Origin of the sequence: Psychrobacillus sp. NPDC096623, assembly GCF_044762655.1 — a bacterium.
GTDB lineage: Bacteria > Bacillota > Bacilli > Bacillales_A > Planococcaceae > Psychrobacillus.
Map to the genome: position 1 here is coordinate 368,352 of NZ_JBIWER010000003.1, position 18,974 is coordinate 387,325.

15 protein-coding genes are annotated in these 18,974 nt (G+C 36.2%); 1 reads left to right on the plus strand and 14 read right to left on the minus strand.

Annotation, left to right across the window (positions count from 1 at the left end):
- Positions 1-192: 192 nt before the first annotated feature.
- The 7 genes from ACIQX2_RS11315 to citZ form a co-directional block, all read right to left on the minus strand.
- Positions 193-1,407, minus strand: a complete 1,215-nt coding sequence (locus ACIQX2_RS11315; protein ID WP_402850133.1) for a carboxylate--amine ligase — start codon at positions 1,405-1,407, stop codon at positions 193-195.
- Positions 1,408-1,418: 11 nt separating this feature from the next.
- The gene (gene pnpS / locus ACIQX2_RS11320) at positions 1,419-2,951 is read right to left on the minus strand and encodes a two-component system histidine kinase PnpS (RefSeq protein WP_402850137.1); all 1,533 of its coding nucleotides are present in this window, start codon (positions 2,949-2,951) and stop codon (positions 1,419-1,421) included.
- Positions 2,951-3,658 carry a response regulator transcription factor gene (locus ACIQX2_RS11325; RefSeq protein ID WP_402850140.1) on the minus strand — a complete coding sequence of 236 codons (708 nt, stop codon included), beginning with the start codon at positions 3,656-3,658 and terminating at the stop codon, positions 2,951-2,953. The genes pnpS and ACIQX2_RS11325 overlap by 1 nt, the downstream gene beginning before the upstream one ends.
- A gap of 61 nt (positions 3,659-3,719) precedes the next feature.
- Entirely contained in the window at positions 3,720-4,166 is a 447-nt protein-coding gene (locus ACIQX2_RS11330; protein WP_402850143.1) for a MaoC/PaaZ C-terminal domain-containing protein, read from the minus strand.
- A gap of 655 nt (positions 4,167-4,821) precedes the next feature.
- The gene (gene mdh, locus ACIQX2_RS11335; protein ID WP_402850146.1) at positions 4,822-5,760 is read right to left on the minus strand and encodes a malate dehydrogenase; all 939 of its coding nucleotides are present in this window, start codon (positions 5,758-5,760) and stop codon (positions 4,822-4,824) included.
- A gap of 251 nt (positions 5,761-6,011) precedes the next feature.
- Positions 6,012-7,277, minus strand: coding sequence for an NADP-dependent isocitrate dehydrogenase (gene icd, locus ACIQX2_RS11340; protein ID WP_402850149.1), 1,266 nt, complete (start codon positions 7,275-7,277; stop codon positions 6,012-6,014).
- An 80-nt stretch (positions 7,278-7,357) separates the two neighbouring features.
- Entirely contained in the window at positions 7,358-8,473 is a 1,116-nt protein-coding gene (gene citZ / locus ACIQX2_RS11345) for a citrate synthase (RefSeq protein ID WP_402850152.1), read from the minus strand.
- A gap of 191 nt (positions 8,474-8,664) precedes the next feature.
- On the opposite strand from citZ, the gene ACIQX2_RS11350 reads away from it, so the two are divergent.
- Positions 8,665-9,633 carry an AI-2E family transporter gene (locus tag ACIQX2_RS11350; protein ID WP_402850155.1) on the plus strand — a complete coding sequence of 323 codons (969 nt, stop codon included), beginning with the start codon at positions 8,665-8,667 and terminating at the stop codon, positions 9,631-9,633.
- On the opposite strand, the gene ACIQX2_RS11355 is transcribed toward ACIQX2_RS11350, so the two are convergent.
- The 7 genes from ACIQX2_RS11355 to dnaE all read right to left on the minus strand — a co-directional run bounded on the left by ACIQX2_RS11355 (position 9,611) and on the right by dnaE (position 18,961).
- A complete protein-coding gene (locus ACIQX2_RS11355; protein ID WP_402850158.1) occupies positions 9,611-10,006 on the minus strand; it encodes an FxsA family protein in 396 nt (131 codons plus the stop codon). The two genes, ACIQX2_RS11350 and ACIQX2_RS11355, sit on opposite strands and share 23 nt — an antisense overlap.
- 478 nt (positions 10,007-10,484) lie before the next feature.
- Positions 10,485-12,245: a pyruvate kinase gene (pyk, locus tag ACIQX2_RS11360; RefSeq protein ID WP_402850161.1), complete on the minus strand. Its 1,761-nt coding sequence runs from the start codon at positions 12,243-12,245 to the stop codon at positions 10,485-10,487.
- A gap of 40 nt (positions 12,246-12,285) precedes the next feature.
- Positions 12,286-13,245, minus strand: a complete 960-nt coding sequence (gene pfkA / locus ACIQX2_RS11365; protein WP_402850164.1) for a 6-phosphofructokinase — start codon at positions 13,243-13,245, stop codon at positions 12,286-12,288.
- An 84-nt stretch (positions 13,246-13,329) separates the two neighbouring features.
- On the minus strand, positions 13,330-14,283 hold the full coding sequence (gene accA, locus ACIQX2_RS11370) for an acetyl-CoA carboxylase carboxyl transferase subunit alpha (protein WP_093060411.1): 954 nt from the start codon (positions 14,281-14,283) through the stop codon (positions 13,330-13,332).
- Positions 14,277-15,149, minus strand: a complete 873-nt coding sequence (accD, locus tag ACIQX2_RS11375) for an acetyl-CoA carboxylase, carboxyltransferase subunit beta (protein ID WP_402850169.1) — start codon at positions 15,147-15,149, stop codon at positions 14,277-14,279. The genes accA and accD overlap by 7 nt, the downstream gene beginning before the upstream one ends.
- Positions 15,150-15,794, minus strand: coding sequence for a FadR/GntR family transcriptional regulator (locus ACIQX2_RS11380; RefSeq protein ID WP_402850172.1), 645 nt, complete (start codon positions 15,792-15,794; stop codon positions 15,150-15,152).
- 107 nt (positions 15,795-15,901) lie between these two features.
- The gene (dnaE, locus tag ACIQX2_RS11385; protein ID WP_402850175.1) at positions 15,902-18,961 is read right to left on the minus strand and encodes a DNA polymerase III subunit alpha; all 3,060 of its coding nucleotides are present in this window, start codon (positions 18,959-18,961) and stop codon (positions 15,902-15,904) included.
- Between the last annotated feature and the right edge of the window lie 13 nt (positions 18,962-18,974).

The following is an 18,974-nucleotide window of genomic DNA, read 5'->3' on the forward strand; positions in this document are numbered from 1 at the left end:
CGGAAATCATAGGATTATTCATTCATATAAGTCCCTTGAAGCTAGTGTTAACGGCTCATTTTTATGTACTTTTAACAATTAAAAAAGCTAGCAAAAATGCTAGCTTTTTTTAGGTAAATCGTTTGGAAAAGGGGTCTATTTAAATGTATCAAATAATTGTTAATGTATTATGAAAGATTTGTAAATATTTCCTCACCAATTATTATTTTTATATTTTTTGTAATAATTGAACTGGCGAGCAACTAAATATAATTTCCGGATAAAATGCTTGTCCTGCTTGTAGAAGAGTGGATTTCCCCATTTACCTGCCCTCAATAGTGTCCTAACTTCTTGTTGGATTTGTTCATTTTCAACAAATTTCTTTAAAACTACTTTAGGAACTACTGTAAACAAATAATGCTCATTTAGTAAAGTAAGGGATTTTTCTTTTTGATAAATAACATCATCCACAAAATATCTTGCCATATTATGCCCTAGGGCAGTTGTATAATAACTAGATCTTCCCTGTCTAATGTTTACCTCAAATACTTTAAACTTGCCATCACGCTCATCAAATTTTAAGTCAAAGTTTGCAAAACCGACGTAACCTACCGCTTCTAAAAAGTGTTGAAGCTTTTTCATCAGCTCCTCATTATATCGAGTAATGAGGGCTGTATAGTTACCGATAGCCGTTACAGTATGTTCTTGAAGTACCACTTGTGCAAGTGTACTCAGCTGGGCTTTGCCTTTTGAACTCATATAAAATACGGAATCCCACATATACGTATCATCCCCAGGAATGTAATCCTGAATGATTAAGTCTTCCGTATATCCACTAGCATTTACTTTGTTTATTACATCATCAAGTTCCGCTTTTGTTTCTACCCGGTAAACTTTTTGCTGACCAGGAAACTTATTTTTGTAATACAAAACACCATTACTTGGTTTTATGATTAATGGGAATAAAACCTCTTCTGTAAAGGCAGCTTTTTTTGCACATGAATAATAATATGTTTTCGGCGTATCAATCCCATGCTCTTCACAAAGTTTATAGAAATTTGATTTGACGAGAAGATTGTTCATTAATTCTTCCGACATATAGTTAAAAACATACATTTTCTTTAAAGCATCAGCATTTTCAATTATTAATCGTACATAAAAGTCATTTGTCCCTATTAACAGTAATTGTTTTTCGTTAGTTTTATATTTTTCTGCTACTTCAGAGAGTACTTGAACAAAAGCAGATTTATCCCATAAATTTGGCTGAATCTCTATATGTTCGATGACGCTGCTCCATTTAGTAAAAGACATTTCTTCTTTACCTACTAATATCGGCTTAATATTGTATTCCTCATGAAAGGAAATCGCCATATTGTAGGCATTCATATCTGTCCCAATAATTATTGGGATAAAGGGTTGGTTATTCATAAAGACCTCCGTTATCTTTTAACAAGTGGAATCGATACAGTAAAGACAGTACCTTTTCCTACTTCACTTTCAACTTCTAGTAACCCGTGATGGGCTTCCACTAAATGCTTCACAATTGCTAAACCAAGACCCGTTCCTCCTGAGTTTCTACTTCTCGCTCTATCCACTCGGTAAAAACGCTCGAATACCCGGTTAATCTCTTCCTTGGCTATTCCAATTCCTTCATCCTGTATACGCAATATTCCACACTTTTCGTTTTGATCAATAGATATAGTCACCGTTTTTTCCTCAGGTGAGTAAGTAAGTGCATTCATCAATAAATTCATCGTTATTTGGATTAAACGATTTAAATCCCCTAAAACATAAATTGGTTCTTCATATATCGTTTCAATAAGCATATTTTTCTCTTCCACAATATGGTTAGTCATTTCTTTACTTCGTTCAACTACTTCCAATAAGTTGACCTTTTGTAAATTCATCTCATACCCTACCTGCTCCACTTTGGAAAGGTCCAATAAATCATTAATGAGCATTTGCAGTCTATTACTTTCTTTGTGAATAATCTCCAGGAATGAAAGCAATGTATCTTCATTTTTATATGCACCATATAATAGCGTTTCTGAAAATCCTTTTATACTAGTAACAGGTGTTTTTAATTCGTGCGAAACATTCGCTACAAAATCTTTTCTGACTTGCTCAAGTTTTACAAGTTCCGTAATATCATGCATGACTACTACTATACCAAGCCATTTACCATGTTCCCCAATTACAGGAGCACCATAAGCATCCATATAATAAGTATGTAGGTTTTTCTTTATGGATATTTGCTCCCGACTAGCTGCCTCTGTCAAAAATAGCTGATCAATGAATGCCTCAATCTGTTTGGGAAGTCCAATTTTTTTGAATAACTTTCCATCAACATCCTCGAATGAAATTGTAAGCTGCTTTAGAAACGAACGATTCACAATCGTAATATATCCGTTACGATCCATCATAATGAGGGCACTTCCCATATTCTCGATTAAAGTTTTTAATCGTTCTTTTTCCGTTTCTCTCATTACGGATATATCATGTAAATTTCGTGCAAGTATATTAATAGAGTTACTTAGCTTCGACATTCCGGAAAATTCATCCTCAAATGCGCGAATCCGATAATTCCCTCTTGCTAATTCCATTGCGGTTTCTGTGAGATGTTCAATTGGCTGTGCATACTTTTTGAAAATATTGGTCCCCAATATCAGTGAAACAAGAAAAGAAATACTTAAAATAATAAATAAAAACAACCATAAGGAATGAGGTTCAATTAAATGTGATTTAGAGAAAGATGCATTTAACATCGAAGTAATATCCTTCTGTTCATCCGTTGTGAGTCCCGTAGAGCTTATATAGTTAGAAACTTCATCTATTTTTGTATTTATGACTTTTTCAGAAGAGTTTTTAACATAAATAGGAAAAAGCTGTCCAAGTACTAATCCTAGACAAGCTAATATTAACCCTATCATAATCGAATAAGTTCTAAAAAGTTTGTAATGAAATGATTTCATTAGCTCTTTGGCTCCTCAAACTTGTATCCTAGGCCTCTAATTGTTTTGATGAATGTAGGCTTCCTACTATTTACTTCAATTTTGTCACGTAAATGGCTAATATGGACATCCACAATACGAGTGTCTCCAGCAAAATCGTAGTTCCATACCGCACTTAAGAGCTGATCTCGTGTCAGTACTCTATTTTTATTTTCTATTAAATACACGAGTAATTCAAATTCTTTTGGTGTAAACTCGATTACTTCGTTGTTTAAAAGCACTTCAAAACGTTCTGGGAAAACTTGTAGTGGACCAAATGTGTATGTCTCTTCTTTCGTTTTCTCCTGCTTATGATCAGTAGAAATACCAGAACGACGAATCATTGCTTTTACCCTTGCAGTGACTTCTCTTGGGCTGAATGGCTTTGTCATATAATCATCAGCACCTAGTTCAAGCCCTAATACTTTATCGAATTCCTCATCTTTTGCAGTTAACATTATTATAGGAATTTGGATTTTCTTTAAACGGAGCTCTTTGCAGACTTCCATGCCATCCATTTTCGGTAGCATCCAATCTAGTACAATAACCTCTGGCTTTTCTTCTAATGCTTTATTAAGCCCCTCTAAGCCATCACTTGCTGTAATGACTTCAAAGCCAGCTTCCTCTAAATTATATTTTAATAGCGTTACAATAGAGCTTTCATCATCCACTACTAATACTTTTTTCATTTTTTGGCCTCCAAGGTTGATTTGAAACCCCCATTCCAAATCGATGTTAGCAACAAGGTTTTTACTTTTCTTTAAGTGGAGGCGTTACATAAAATTGACCATCCACGACAATTTCATTTTGATCGTTTTTAGCAAGGACTGAAATGATAATATTATTTAACTGTACATTTACTTCTTTTATTTCTAATGTAAATTCAACTATTGAGTAATGGTAGGTTGGTGTTGGAAAGCTAACAAACTGTTTTGTTATATGTGATCCAGGACCCGGCAAATATTTTGATATAGCGGATGTAATAATACCCGTTAACATAATTGACGGTACGATAGGTTTTTCATATAGAGTCTTAGCTGCAAAATCATGTTGAATATATAAAGGATTGTTGTCATTCGTTAGCCCAAGATAAAGCAGCAAGTCTTTGTCCTCTATTTTTTCAGTTAGTGTTAATTTTTCGCCAGTCTCAATTTCTTGAATATGTCTACCTATTTTACGAGTTTTCCCTAATAACAATAAGTTTCTCCCCCTAAGTAATAGCTAACTCTATATTAACAATAAACTCAAGCAATGTGCAAGATGATGAAAGGACCTGTATTAAATAGTGAAATCCGACCATCGCTGATTTCCGATCCGAGTTGACGCTCCCCTTGCTCCTGCGCAAGCTCGTCGCAAAACAGATTTTCGCCATGCTCTGTTCAAGGTCTTCAGCTCATGCACCTGTCGCTACGCTACCGGTACAGAAAACATTTGCTATTCCAGTATAGGTCGCCACCCTGTGCTCCAATCAACAATAAACCCTTTATATAAGAAAACTTGATTACAATCCCATGTACATATGTGGTCTTTCTCAATCATTGCATAGCATTTATCATCCCAAAAAATTATAAGTAATTTAAGTTAATCTCTAAAAATTTGTCCAATCTTTTTATCTTAAGAGTAAGTATTCTTTATTTTATAGTCGAGTACTATTCATTGTATTGATCTTCTTTACAGGTGGCGACTTCTGCGGTAGCCAAGAGGATCTCGTTCACGAAGGCATTTGCGATCGCGTTATGGTCCTCTTTGCCTTCGATCAATGTTAAACATCTGGTTAACAGGACATTTTTATACTTTCTTTTCATTTAAAAAATCGAGTAGGTTTCCCTACTCGATTGATATCACCTAATAGTTAAGCTAAAACTTTCATCACAGCTTTGACTGCATCTGCTGATTTGTTTAATAATGCTTTTTCATCGTCAGTTAACTCAAGTTCGATAATTTTCTCAATACCACCAGCACCAAGTACTGTTGGAACGCCAAGATAAATTCCATTCATTCCATACTCACCTTCTAAATATGCAATAGATGGCAAAACTCGTTTTTGGTCTTTTAAAATGGATTCAGCCATTTCGACTAATGATGCTGCAGGAGCATAGTAAGCAGAACCATTACCAAGAAGATTCACGATTTCAGCTCCACCCTTACGAGTACGAGCTACGATTTCTTCTAAACGATCCGAGTCAATCAGAGTTTCTAACGGAATTCCACCAGCATAAGAATACCTAACAAGAGGCACCATGTCGTCACCATGTCCGCCAAGAACAAAACCAGTTACATCTTTAACGGAAATGTTTAATTCTTTTGCAACAAACGTGCGGAAACGAGCAGTATCAAGTACTCCAGATTGTCCGATTACGCGTTCTTTTGGTAAGCCAGATTCTTTATAAACTGTATAAGTCATCGCATCAACCGGGTTCGTTAATACTAAAATTGTTGTATTTGGAGAATACTTGACGATTTCAGAAGTAACAGATTTCATCACTTTTTGATTTGTTTGAACTAAATCATCACGGCTCATTCCAGGTTTACGTGCAATACCAGCAGTAATTATTACTAGATCTGAGTCTTTCGTATCTTCATAGTTAGAAGTACCAATAATATCGGCGTCAAAGCCTTGGACTGGTCCAGCCTGTGCCATATCCAAAGCTTTTCCTTTAGTAGAATTTTCTGCTTGTGGAATATCCACCAATACAATATCACCAAGTTCTTTTTGAGCAAGTAGAAAAGCTGTTGTGGCACCTGTAAATCCGCCACCAATTACTGAGATTTTACTTCTATTCAATGTCATTTGAAAACTCTCCTTTGTATGAAATTTGCAAGCGCTACTTAAGATCAAAACCTGTATCATCGTTTTCGAAGTACTCTACACAGACTTGTCGCTAATTTATAACCGATGAATTTTTAGAAGGTTTGTCGTGACAACCATTATGACCATCTACCGACGTCTGAAGCTATAAAAAAATAGTAAAAAGCCAACTTTATTTTATAAGAAAAGGAAGGGAAAATTCCCTTCCTTAAAAAATAACATTCAGTTTCAAATTACATGTTTTTAATAAGCTCATCCGCAAATTCAGAACATTTAACTTCCGTTGCACCATCCATTAAACGAGCGAAGTCATAAGTTACTACTTTAGAAGCAATAGATTTCTCCATTGAATCCATGATAAGTTTAGCAGCTTCGTTCCACCCTAAATGCTCAAGCATTAATACACCTGAAAGGATAACAGAAGATGGGTTAACTTTGTCTAGACCAGCGTATTTAGGAGCTGTACCATGTGTTGCTTCGAAAATAGCATGTCCAGTTACATAGTTAATGTTCGCTCCTGGAGCAATACCAATACCACCAACTTGTGCAGCAAGTGCATCAGAAATATAATCTCCGTTTAAGTTCATTGTAGCAACTACATCAAACTCTTTTGGACGAGTTAAAATTTGTTGTAAGAAGATATCAGCAATCGAATCTTTCACTAGAATTTTACCATCTGCAAGTGCATCAGCTTGTGCTTTGTCAGCAGCTTCCGCTCCTTGTTCTTCTTTAATTTGATCATATTGGTTCCAAGTAAATACTTTATCACCAAACTCTTGCTCCGCTACTTCGTAACCCCAAGTTTTGAAAGCACCTTCAGTGAATTTCATGATATTCCCTTTATGAACTAATGTTAAAGAAGTACGACCTTCTTTTATAATATAGTTAAGAGCAGCGCGAACTAAACGTTTTGTACCTTCTTCAGAAATTGGTTTAATACCAAGACCTGAAGTTTCTGGGAAACGAATATTTTTCACTCCAAACTCTGTTTGTAAGAAGTCGATTAGTTTTTTTGCTTCGTCTGTACCTTTTGCATACTCAATACCAGCATAGATATCTTCTGTATTTTCACGGAAAATAACCATATCAGTATCTTCAGGACGTTTCACTGGTGATGGAACACCAGTGAAATAGCGAACTGGACGTAGGCAAGTATATAGATCAAGCTCTTGACGTAATGCTACGTTTAATGAACGAATTCCTCCACCGATTGGTGTAGTTAGAGGTCCTTTAATAGCGATTAGGTACTCATTAATAACATCTAAAGTTTCTTGAGGTAACCATTCGCCAGTTTTGTCGAATGCTTTTTGACCAGCAAGAACTTCTTTCCATTCAATTTTCTTTTCACCATTATAAGCTTTTTCTACTGAAGCTTCTAATACACGTGATGCTGCTGCCCAAATATCTGGACCCGTTCCGTCACCTTCGATGAATGGAATTACTGCTGTGTTTGGTACGTTAAGTACACCATTTTCTACTGTAATTTTACCTGTTGTCATTTTTTTTCCTCCTACCATCATAATCATAGGGCAGTAAACACAAAAGTGTTTAAGCCCTATCTACTAAGATAATACTACTATTATCTTTCTTCAATTGGAATATACTTTTGCATTCCAGGTCCAACATATTCTGCACGAGGACGAATTAAACGGTTATTTGCATATTGCTCTAGAATATGAGCGCTCCAACCAGAAATACGTGATACGGCAAAAATTGGTGTAAATAAATCATGATCTATCTTTAAAGAATGATAAACAGATGCAGAATAGAAATCTACATTTGGTGGTAGATTCTTTTCCCCTGTAACTATTTCTTCGATACGAATAGACATATCATAAAGTTTAGATTCGCCATTAAGTGTAGTCAATTTTTTAGACATTTCACGTAAATGTTTTGCACGTGGGTCTCCTTTTCTATATACACGGTGACCGAATCCCATAATCTTAACTTTATTGTCTAACTTGTCTTTAATATAAGTATCCACATTTTCAAGTGTGTCAATTTCTGTTAACATTTTCATAACTTGTTCGTTAGCTCCACCATGTAGAGGTCCTTTTAAAGCACCAATAGCTGCTACTACGCCAGAATAGATATCTGAAAGTGTAGCTACACATACGCGAGCAGTAAATGTAGAAGCATTCAGTTCATGATCTGCATGTAAAACAAGTGCTTTATCAAAAGCTTCGACTTCTATGTCTTCTGGTAATTCTCCGTGTAGCATGTACAAGAAGTTAGCAGCATAACTTAAGTCTGCTTTTGGTGCAACTGGCTCTAGTCCTTTACGAACACGTGAGAAAGCTGTAACTAATGTTGGGATTTTTGCTTGTAATTTAACAGCTTTTAAGTAATTTGCTTCATCGGACATATCTTCTGCAGCATCATCATATAATGCAAGCATAGAAACTGTTGTTCTTAGAGCAGTCATTGGATGAACTTCCTTGATTGGGAATGTTTTGAAATGATTCAAAATTTCTTGTGGTACAGCCATGTTATCAGCTAATTGTTGTTTCAATTCAGCTAATTCTGCAGCATTTGGAAGTCGTTTATGCCAAAGTAAATACACTACCTCTTCGAAACTAGCATTGTTTGCTAAATCATCAATATCGTATCCAACATATGTAAGTGTGTCATCGATGATTGAACTGATTGACGTTTCAGCCGCTACAATTCCTTCTAAACCTTTAGTTGTTGTCATATCAAAGTCTCCCTTTTACAACATAACACTTCTGACCAAGTTTCACAGAAGAATTATATGTATATATTAATGTTTTTAGCATTGCTTACTTAAACAGTATAATCAATTTTGGCGTTTTTGTGAATGAAAACGCTTAAGTTTATTGAAAATTATCTTTAAATCTCCTAATTATTTGAAAAGATTGGATGAAAATGATTACTCTACAATTAAATAAAAAAGATTTTTTGTCTCAATGGGTACCATTTGGAATAATTATACTAATATCATTAGTCGCTTACCCTCTCACCTTGTCAATTATTGGAGGTTATTTTCTTTTTCCCATAACCCAGTTATTACATAAAAAATTCAAAATCCCAGTTTTGATTAGTGTTCTCCTAACAGTGATTTTCATATTAGCCAGTTTTTTAGCTATATTGTTTTTTCTAATTCAGACTTTAATTGATTTAATTCCATTTATACACGAACATGTTGTTCTGTTACCTGTTATGGAGTTACAAAATCACCCTATTTTTATGCTGTTTGAAGGCAAATTTCAAACATTATTAAATAAACTATTAAATGATTTATTATTAAATGTAACGCATATACCCTCTTATTTTTTTGAGCTATTCTTATTTAGTATTGGATTATTTTTTTCCTTAATCGAATCTATCAAGGACCGAGAATGGTTTCTAGTTTACTTTCCTAAGAAAATGCGTAGCCTTTGCCATAAAGCGTTGCTTAAATCCTCCACAATCGTAAATCAATTTATACATGTAGGTTTTAAGTTATTCATTTTAACGTTTATATTAATTTCTATTGGATTCTCGGTATTAGGATTACATAATCCAATTAAATATGCGTTTCTTATTTCTTTAGTCGATAGTGTTCCTTTTTTAGGTACAGGCTTAATACTGATTCCTTTAGGTATTTACTTTTTCTTAATGGAAATGCGTATGGCAGGTACAATTATCTTACTATTGTACTTCTTTGTTCAGTTAACAAGACATATCGTAGAATCCGCACTCTGGTCATCCACCACACAAATAAAGGCCGTCCACGTCTTTTATTTGAGCGCGGCAGCCATTTTAATCTTTGGATTTATAGGAATCTTGTTTAGTCCATTTATTTATCTATTTGCCCATAAATGGGAGAGCTTTACGAAGACTTCATCACAATAACTTGACCATTTTTCATCTTCTTGCGTATCCATCTATAAACAAGAGGTTTAAATAAGTTTCGGGTTGGGGCAAATAATAGCATAAAGCCAATTATATCGGAGATAAATCCAGGTAATACAACTAAAATAGCTCCGATAAATATACTTATACCATTTATCGCTGCTTCTCCGGGTGCTTGGAAGTTTTTGACACTATCTGATACTTCTCTAAATGCTTTTAGGCCTTGCCTTTTTGCAAAATAGCCTCCAATTATACCGCTTGCGATGATCAATAAAAATGTGTATCCTACTCCAATGGTTTTACCTGATAGCATGAGAATATATAATTCAATCGCTGGTATTAAGATAAACAAACCAATAATCCATTTCATCATTTCACCTTCCTAAAAGTAAAGTGCAGGAGCTCTTTAAGATCGAAAATCTGTATCTATCGTTTTCGAAGTGCTTAGGACAGACTTGTTTCTATATTTTTATCTTTTTAATTTTTTTGGAAGAGGATGATCGTGACTGACGTCTCGATCAGCCTCTCTTTTCTCGGTAATCTTATCGCGTTTGTCTGTCCATCGCATTTCTTGAACTTTAGTACCAGGTTTAATGCATTCTTGTTAAATAAAAGAAATGATACTTTCTAATCCAGGATGTAAGCTCACGAAGATACAATTTCGTTCGCGATTTCGCTTCTCTATTTGGTAAACACTTACTGTTTCTTTGCAGTTCCACTACTAATAATAGCGCAATTAAACAACTAAAGCGTCCGCCTGGAATGAAAATCAATAGGATTATTAGAAAGATTCTAATATGCTAATTCTTTTCATTCAATAAAAGCCCCACCTTTTATGGTGAGGCTTTTTATTAAATTATGCTAGCGTGACCATGATAGATAAAGCCACTTTCTGCATCTATCGTCAATTCTTGGCCATTTTTTATGAGAGTTGTTGCATCTTTGACCCCGACAATTACTGGTACTCCTAAGCTTAACCCTACGACTGCCGCATGACTAGTTAATCCACCCTCTTCGGTGATTAAGCCTTTGCATTTTTCAATACCAGGAATCATATCACGGTCAGATCCTAACGTCACGATAATACTATCTGTCGTATCTTTACCTGCTAACTCTTCTGCATTGTTCACGACTATTGCTTTACCGAAAGCAGTACTTTTACCAATACCTTGTCCTTTTGCAACTAAGTCGCCAATAATATGAACCTTCATCAAGTTTGTAGTACCTGCTTCTCCAACTGGAACACCAGCTGTAATTACAACTAAGTCACCATGTGTAACATACTGATGTAGAATACTTTCCTCTACTGCATCTTCTAAAATTTCATCTGTAGAATGAGCTTTTTTCCCTACAATTGGATATACTCCCCAAACTAAAGTAAGTTTTCTAGATGGAGTTTCTGATGAAGTAACAGCAATAATCGGAACACCCGGTCTAAATTTCGAAATCATTTTTGCCGTATATCCACTTTCAGTAGGCGCAATAACTGCTTTTACTTTTAGATTAATCGCTGTGTGTGCAACTGCTTGACCAATAGCATCTGTTAGGTTTACATCACGTGCCTTACTAATTTTAGTTACATTTTCACGATAATCTACAGCATTTTCTGTACGACGTGCAATTTTATCCATCGTTTGTACAGCTTCTACTGGGTAAAGACCTGCTGCTGTTTCTCCTGAAAGCATGATCGCATCTGTTCCGTCAAATATCGCGTTTGCTACGTCACTTGCCTCTGCTCGAGTAGGTCGAGGATTACGTTGCATCGAATCAAGCATTTGAGTAGCGGTAATAACAGGTTTTCCAGCTTCGTTACATTTTCCGATTAGTTTCTTCTGGACTAAAGGAACTTCTTCTGCTGGTATTTCTACACCTAAATCTCCCCTTGCAACCATTAAGCCGTCAGATACTTGAATGATTTCATCGATATTATCTACGCCTTCTTGGTTTTCGATTTTAGGAATAATTTGAATATGTGCTCCATTATTTTCTTCTAATAGTTTGCGGATTTCTAACACATCTTTTGCACGACGAACGAAAGAAGCTGCAACAAAATCTATATCCTGCTCAATACCAAAAAGGATATCCTGTGCGTCTTTTTCTGTCATACCAGGTAATTGCACAGATACACCAGGTACGTTTACACCTTTATTGTTTTTTAACGTTCCTGCATTTTGAATATAAGTGGAAATAATTCCATTCGCTTTGTCAATTTTTTGTACGACTAACTCTATAAGACCGTCATCTAAAAGAATGATTGATCCTTCATGAACATCCTCGATCAGTTTGTCGTAAGAAATAGAGAAGCGATCTAAAGTTCCTAATACTTCTGTCATCGAAATTTCTATTGTTTGGCCAGACTGAAGCTCCAGTGCTCCATCTTCCATTTTATGCGTGCGAATTTCTGGTCCCTTTGTATCCAGCAAAATCCCAACAACTTTACCTAACTTCTTAGATACTTTACGAATCGTTTGAATTCTTGCAAAATGCTCCTCGTGATTTCCATGTGAGAAATTCAATCTGGCAACATTCATTCCAGCATTTATTAATTTCTCTAACATTTCTTCTGATTCACTAGCGGGTCCAATTGTACAAACTATTTTAGTTTTTCTCATAGTACAGTCCTTTCTATAATGGCAAGATATTACCCATTTGTTAGATGGATAATTCTTTTGATAATTGATACATTGACATATCAAAATCTTCATGATTTTCAAATGCTTCATTCATATCATAGTCTACCACTTGATGATTCTGGATGCCAATAGCACGCCCACCATTTCCCTTTAGGAGAACCTCTACAGCTTTAGCTCCAAATAAACTCGCAAGCACACGATCGCGACCTGTAGGAGAACCACCGCGTTGAATATGTCCAAGTACAGAGACTCTCGTTTCAATATCTGCTAAGTCTTTCAGTTTTTTGGCAAATTCTCCACCACTCATTACACCTTCAGCAACAATAATTATACTATGCTTTTTCCCACGTTCCGAACCGCTTTTTAGACGTTCTACAATCTCATCCATATTTATCTCAACTTCAGGAATAATGATAGTTTCTGCCCCGCCTGCTAGACCAGCCCATAAAGCCAGGTCTCCTGCATCTCTTCCCATTACTTCTACGATAAAAGTACGTTCATGCGATGTGGCAGTATCTCTAATTTTATCAATACTTTCAATCACTGTATTTAACGCTGTATCAAATCCCAGTGTATAATCCGTACCCGGAATATCATTATCAATTGTTCCCGGAATTCCTACACAAGGGAAACCATTTTCCGTCAGTTTCATCGAACCACGATAAGAACCATCTCCACCGATAACTACTAATCCTTCAATTCCATGAGCTTTCAGCTGCTCTATTCCTTTTTGTTGACCTTCCTTTGTTTTGAATTCAGGGCATCTAGCAGAATATAGCTTTGTTCCACCTCTTTGAATGATGTCACCTACTGAACCTAGATCCAAAACTTCCATTTTCCCATCGATTAATCCTTGATAGCCATGGAAGATCCCAACTACTTCAATACCCTCAAAGATGGCCTTTCTTACAACTGCTCGCACAGCTGCATTCATACCCGGAGCGTCTCCTCCACTTGTTAAAACACCAATTCTCTTCATCTAGTTCCCCTCCATAATATCAATTTCATACTTTAAGCTTAACATGAAATGAATTAAAAAAAAATGCGCTGAGTCTGGCGCATTTTATTCATTGAATTCTCCTATATTTTTAAATTTAGAATATCGATTTTCAACTAATTCATCTGGTGTTAATTCGCTTAATTCTTTTAAAGAAGTTAGGAGTGTTTCCTTCATATACATAGCCTGTGCCTCTATGTTTTTATGTGCTCCCCCATGAACCTCTGTAATGACAGTATCAATAATACCCATTTTCTTTAAATCGGGTGCAGTGATTTTCATCGCTTCTGCAGCTTCTTTTGCGAGTGCTGCATCCTTCCAAAGAATAGATGCTGCTCCTTCAGGTGAAATAACGGAGTACGTAGAGTTTTCTAACATATGAATGTGATTAGCTACACCTAATGCTAATGCTCCTCCACTTCCACCTTCGCCAATAACAACACTTATAACTGGTACTTTTAAGCCAGCCATTTCTACTAAGTTCCGAGCGATGGCTTCACTTTGCCCGCGTTCTTCTGCCGCTTTTCCTGGATAAGCTCCCTTTGTATCTATCATACAAATAATCGGACGGTTAAACTTTTCTGCTTGTTTCATCAGTCGTAATGCTTTTCGATACCCCTCTGGATGAGGCATACCAAAATTACGTTTAATATTCTCTTTCGTATCTAAGCCTCTTTGATGTCCAATAATTGTTATTGGTTTACCTTCAAACAAAGCTATTCCACCTATAATTGCCGCATCGTCCCCATAGAGTCTATCTCCATGAAGTTCGATAAAGTCTGTACATAACAATTGAATATAATCTCTCGTTGTTGGACGACTAGGGTGTCGAGCAACTTGAACACGGTCCCAAGGTTCCATATTTTCATATACTTCTTGCTCTAATTTCTCTAGTCTTGCTTCTAGATTGACAATCTCTACTGACATATCCACGTCAGCATTTGCCGTATACTCTTTCAGTTCCTCAATTTTCGTTTTTAACTGAATGATTGGTTCTTCAAAAGGGAGTACTTTCACCATTTTTTGACCTCCTTAGTCGTATGAAGATGAACAATGGAAGCCACTTTTTCACGCATTTCTTTGCGATGAATTATGGCATCTAGCTGACCATGATTCAATAAAAACTCAGCTGTTTGAAAATCCTCTGGTAGTTTTTCTCGTACAGTCTGTTCAATAACTCGTCTACCTGCAAAGCCGATTAAAGCTTTAGGCTCGGCAATATTAATATCTCCTACTGATGCAAAGCTCGCAGAAACTCCACCCGTCGTCGGATGAGTAAGAATGGAAATATATAAAAGACCGTGACCACTATGTCTTCTAAGCGCAACGGACGTTTTAGCCATTTGCATTAACGACAAAACGCCTTCTTGCATTCTTGCTCCACCACTTGCAGTGAATATTATAAAAGGAATACCAAGCTCTGTAGCTTTTTCCACAGCTCTCGTAATTTTTTCCCCTACTACTGACCCCATTGATCCCATTCGAAAATGAGAATCCATTATTGCTACAGCGACTTGTTGACCATCCAGCTTTCCTAGCCCAGTAAGAACAGCTTCGTTCAAACCGGTCTTCTGTGAGTCTGCCTTTATCTTTTCAGTATAGCTTGGGAAATTCAATGGATTTACTGTTTCTAAATGATCATCCATTGATTCAAAAGAATCTTCATCTAAAAATGTATCTACACGCTCCCACGCTGTCATTTTCATATGATGATCACAAGTAGGGCATACCTTATAGTTCTTCATCAAGTCTTTTGTAAATACATTTTTTCTGCACTCTGGACATTTCACCATAATACCTTCTGGCACATCATTTTTTGCTTTTTCAGTCGGTATTGTGGCATATTTTTTCTTTTGATTTTTTCTAAATATATCTCGAATACTCATTTATACATCTCCCCTATTGATTAACAAAAGCCATTTATAATATAGAGAAAACACCTGGTGTTCTTCTCCCTTTTGTAACGAAGTAAGAAGCTGAATCCAAAGAGACTTCTCTTGTGGGTTCATATTCTCTCGGTAAGGCTCTCCTGCAAACTGCTTTAACAAAAACCATATTTTTAATCCTAGTCGATTATCTGAGATGATGATAATTTCACGAATTATATCCTCTCGTACTATTTCTTCGTTTATAAGTTTTTCTTTAAAGGCTTCCCATATATGTAGACCATAAAGTCTCTCCGTGTTACAAATTGTATGAATTGCATCCTTTTCCAATGCTTGCCTTGTTATATGCACATCTTCCTTTGACTTCGACTCTTGCAGGATAAATGTAGACAACAGCTCGACAAGCCGATGCTTTCGATAATCAGAAAGAAAAGTACCTTCCCCACGACGTGTTTCTATTAATCCGAGTAATTCTAAACTTCTAAGGGCTTCTCTAATGGTTGATCTACCTACTTGAAGCCGCTCTGCTAGCTCTCTTTCAGAAGGTAATTTGCCACCAACAGATACATTTTCATCTGCAATTAGCTGCCTCAATTGTTTTACTATTTCTAGAAACATTTTTTTAGGATTATTCGTTTGGTTCATTGAGCCTCACTCTTCCATAAATTACAAAGTGGTCTGACCACTCATAAATAATAGCATACAAAAGATTTGCTCAAACGTAAAGAAAAAACTGCATATAAAATATGCAGTTACTTCTCAATATGTTTGGTTATGATTTGGGTGCGTCCATTTCTACGTTCTGACTTTCCAGTAATAACAAGCATTTCCTGCTCTTTTAATAGGGCATTGAATTTTGCGTATTCCTCTGGAAAAAGTGTTACGGACAAGTTACCAGTATCGTCCTGAACAGTTAGAAATGCCATTGCTTCACCCTTTTTTGTCCGAATTCTTTTTATGTCCTGTATAAGTCCTACTATCTTTACAGGCATATCCCTCGTTGTTTGCAATATATCCCAAATATCATTTAAATTATCTCTGAGCGTTTTCTTCTTAGATAATGTCGGATGCTCTGAAAAGTATTGACCTAAAACTTCTTTTTCAAATTGTAACTTCTCCATAATCGGAAGAGGATCCGTTTTGATATATTTAGACTTTCCAAAGTGGGAGGCATCCCCGCCAAATAGATCGGATTCTTCCGTAGGACTTATCAATTCAGCATATTTGACCGCTGCATCTAAAGTACTTAAAAGTGTAGATCGATCAAAACCAAAATCATCAAGAGCTCCCGCTTTGATCAAAGGTTCTACATTTTTTCTCGTAAAGTGAACTGCAGACAGATCAGAAGCAAGCTCAAAAATATCCTCCCATTTGTGTTCTCTTTCCATACGTTTTTGCAGTAGTTTTTGAATAAAATTATGGGAAACTCCTTTTATTGCCTGTAAGCCAAATCGGACTCCACCATTTTCAATCGTAAAGAATCGCTGACTACGAAATATAGAGGGAGCTAAAATGGTTATGCCTTTATGTTTCATTTCCATTAATAACTCATTGATTTTCGCTTGGTTACCTGTAGCTTGACTCAGTAAGGCGCTATAAAAAGCTACGGGAAAATGAGCTTTCAAATACGCCATTTGAAAAGAAATAACACTATAAGCTACGGCATGACTCTTTGGAAAACCATAGTCAGCAAATCGGACGATTAAATCATAAACAGCTGAGGCTGATTGTTCTGAGTGTCCTACTTGAATAGCTTTTTGAACAAAGTGTACTCTTTCACTTTGTAAAACTTCACGATTTTTTTTGCTCACAGCTCTTCGTAACAAATCGGCTTCCCCGAATGTAAAACCAGCCATTTTAGAGGCAATTTGCATGATCTGCTCCTGATAGACAATAATGCCATATGTTTCTTTTAAAATCGGTTCTAATATGGGATGTTCATAGGTTACTGGCGCTTGACCCGCTTTTCGCTTTGCGTATAGAGGTATGCTCTCCATTGGACCTGGTCGGTATAATGCATTTACTGCAACAACATCTTCAAATTTTGTTGGATTGATTTGTTTTAGGGCTTGTCGCATTCCGGCCGATTCCAATTGAAATACCCCTGTTGTATCCCCTTGCTGTAATAACTGAAAGGTTAATTCATCATGTAGGGGTATTTCGGATAATTTAAATGGATTCGATTGTTTATAATTAATGATTTTCAAAATTCTTTCAATAATCGTCAAGTTTCGCAACCCTAGAAAATCCATTTTAAGCAGACCGATTTGTTCTACTTCCTTCATCGGCCACTGTGTCAAATAAATATCCTCATGCCCACTTTGAATGGGTATGACATCTACTAATGGAACTGGTGATAATACGACGCCGGCTGCATGCGTAGAGGCATTCCTTGGTAGTCCTTCCAAAGCAAGCGCGACGTCAAACCATTTTTTTCGAATTTCTTCTGTCTGTATAAACGCACGCAATTTCTCGGACATCGCAAATGCTTCTTTTAACGTAATCCCTGGCTTAGAAGGGATAAAAGAAGAAATAGCCTCCAAGGTAGAAGATTCGAAACCGAAAATTCTTGCAACTTCTCTAGCCGCTGCTTTTGCAGATAAAGTACCGAACGTTATTATTTGAGAAGCATAGTTCTGCCCGTACTTTTTAACGACATATTGAATAACTTCCATCCTTCTAGAATCAGCGAAGTCAATATCAATATCTGGCATTGTAATTCGCTCTGGATTTAAAAATCGTTCAAATAACAAACCATAGCGAAGCGGGTCTACATCCGTAATATTCAAAGAAAATGCGACGAGTGAACTGGCAGATGATCCCCGGCCCGGACCTGTTAATATGTTTTGCTGCTTAGAAAATTTCATAAAATCTTGAACGATTAAAAAATAATCTTCATAGTTCATCTGGTTAATGATGGATAATTCATAATTTAATCGATCTATATATGGCTTGGTGACTTCCTTTAGCCGATTGTTCAAGCCATCCTCACATAGCTCTCGTAAGAAGTCCTTCGAATTTTTTGTTTCAGGTAATGGATATTTTGGCATTATAGAAGCTGTTCTTTCGATGGAAACGTTACAGCTATTGAGCATCTGTTCCGTGTTTTCTAGCCATGAGGGAACATCGGAAAACCATCTACTCCATTCTTCATTAGAAAGGAGATGAAGCGTATTGGTGGAGGGTTTTAGACGTGTATGGTCATTCATTTTGAGTGATTGATCCATTGCGTTTAATACTTCATATGCAAAGGCATCTTCTTTTTCTATGTATCTACTCATATGGAACGCAGTAATTGGTATGGATAGTTGCTCACTGAACTGCATAATCATTTCTTCATGTTCTAATTTTTCTCCATTTTGCCGTTCAATTGCCAAGTAGAAATTCAAATTACCAAATATCAATTGTAATTCGCTTAGCTGCTCGAACGTTGTAGTGGCGTCTCCTTTATAAAGGCCGATTAATCCATTTTTATATGCTTCTAGCCATCTTTTTGGTAGCGCTGTAATATCTCTTGTCTCGAGACTACTAGATATTTTCAATAAATTTTCATAGCCATTCGCATCTTTCGCATATAGCACCATTTCTATAACAGCAGACTCTAATTGAATATTAACAGTGAGTCCAAGAACAGGTTTAATATTTTGTGCTTTTAATGTATGCCAAAAAGGCAGTAATCCATACAATCTGCTGTTTGTAATGGCTGCCACCTTTGCATTATTTTGTTTTAGCTTTTGTGTAAGTTGTTCCAATTGTATTGTGCTTTTCAGCATATCCGCCGATGTCACAATTTGTGGATATACTGTTTTCATGTAAACACCTCAA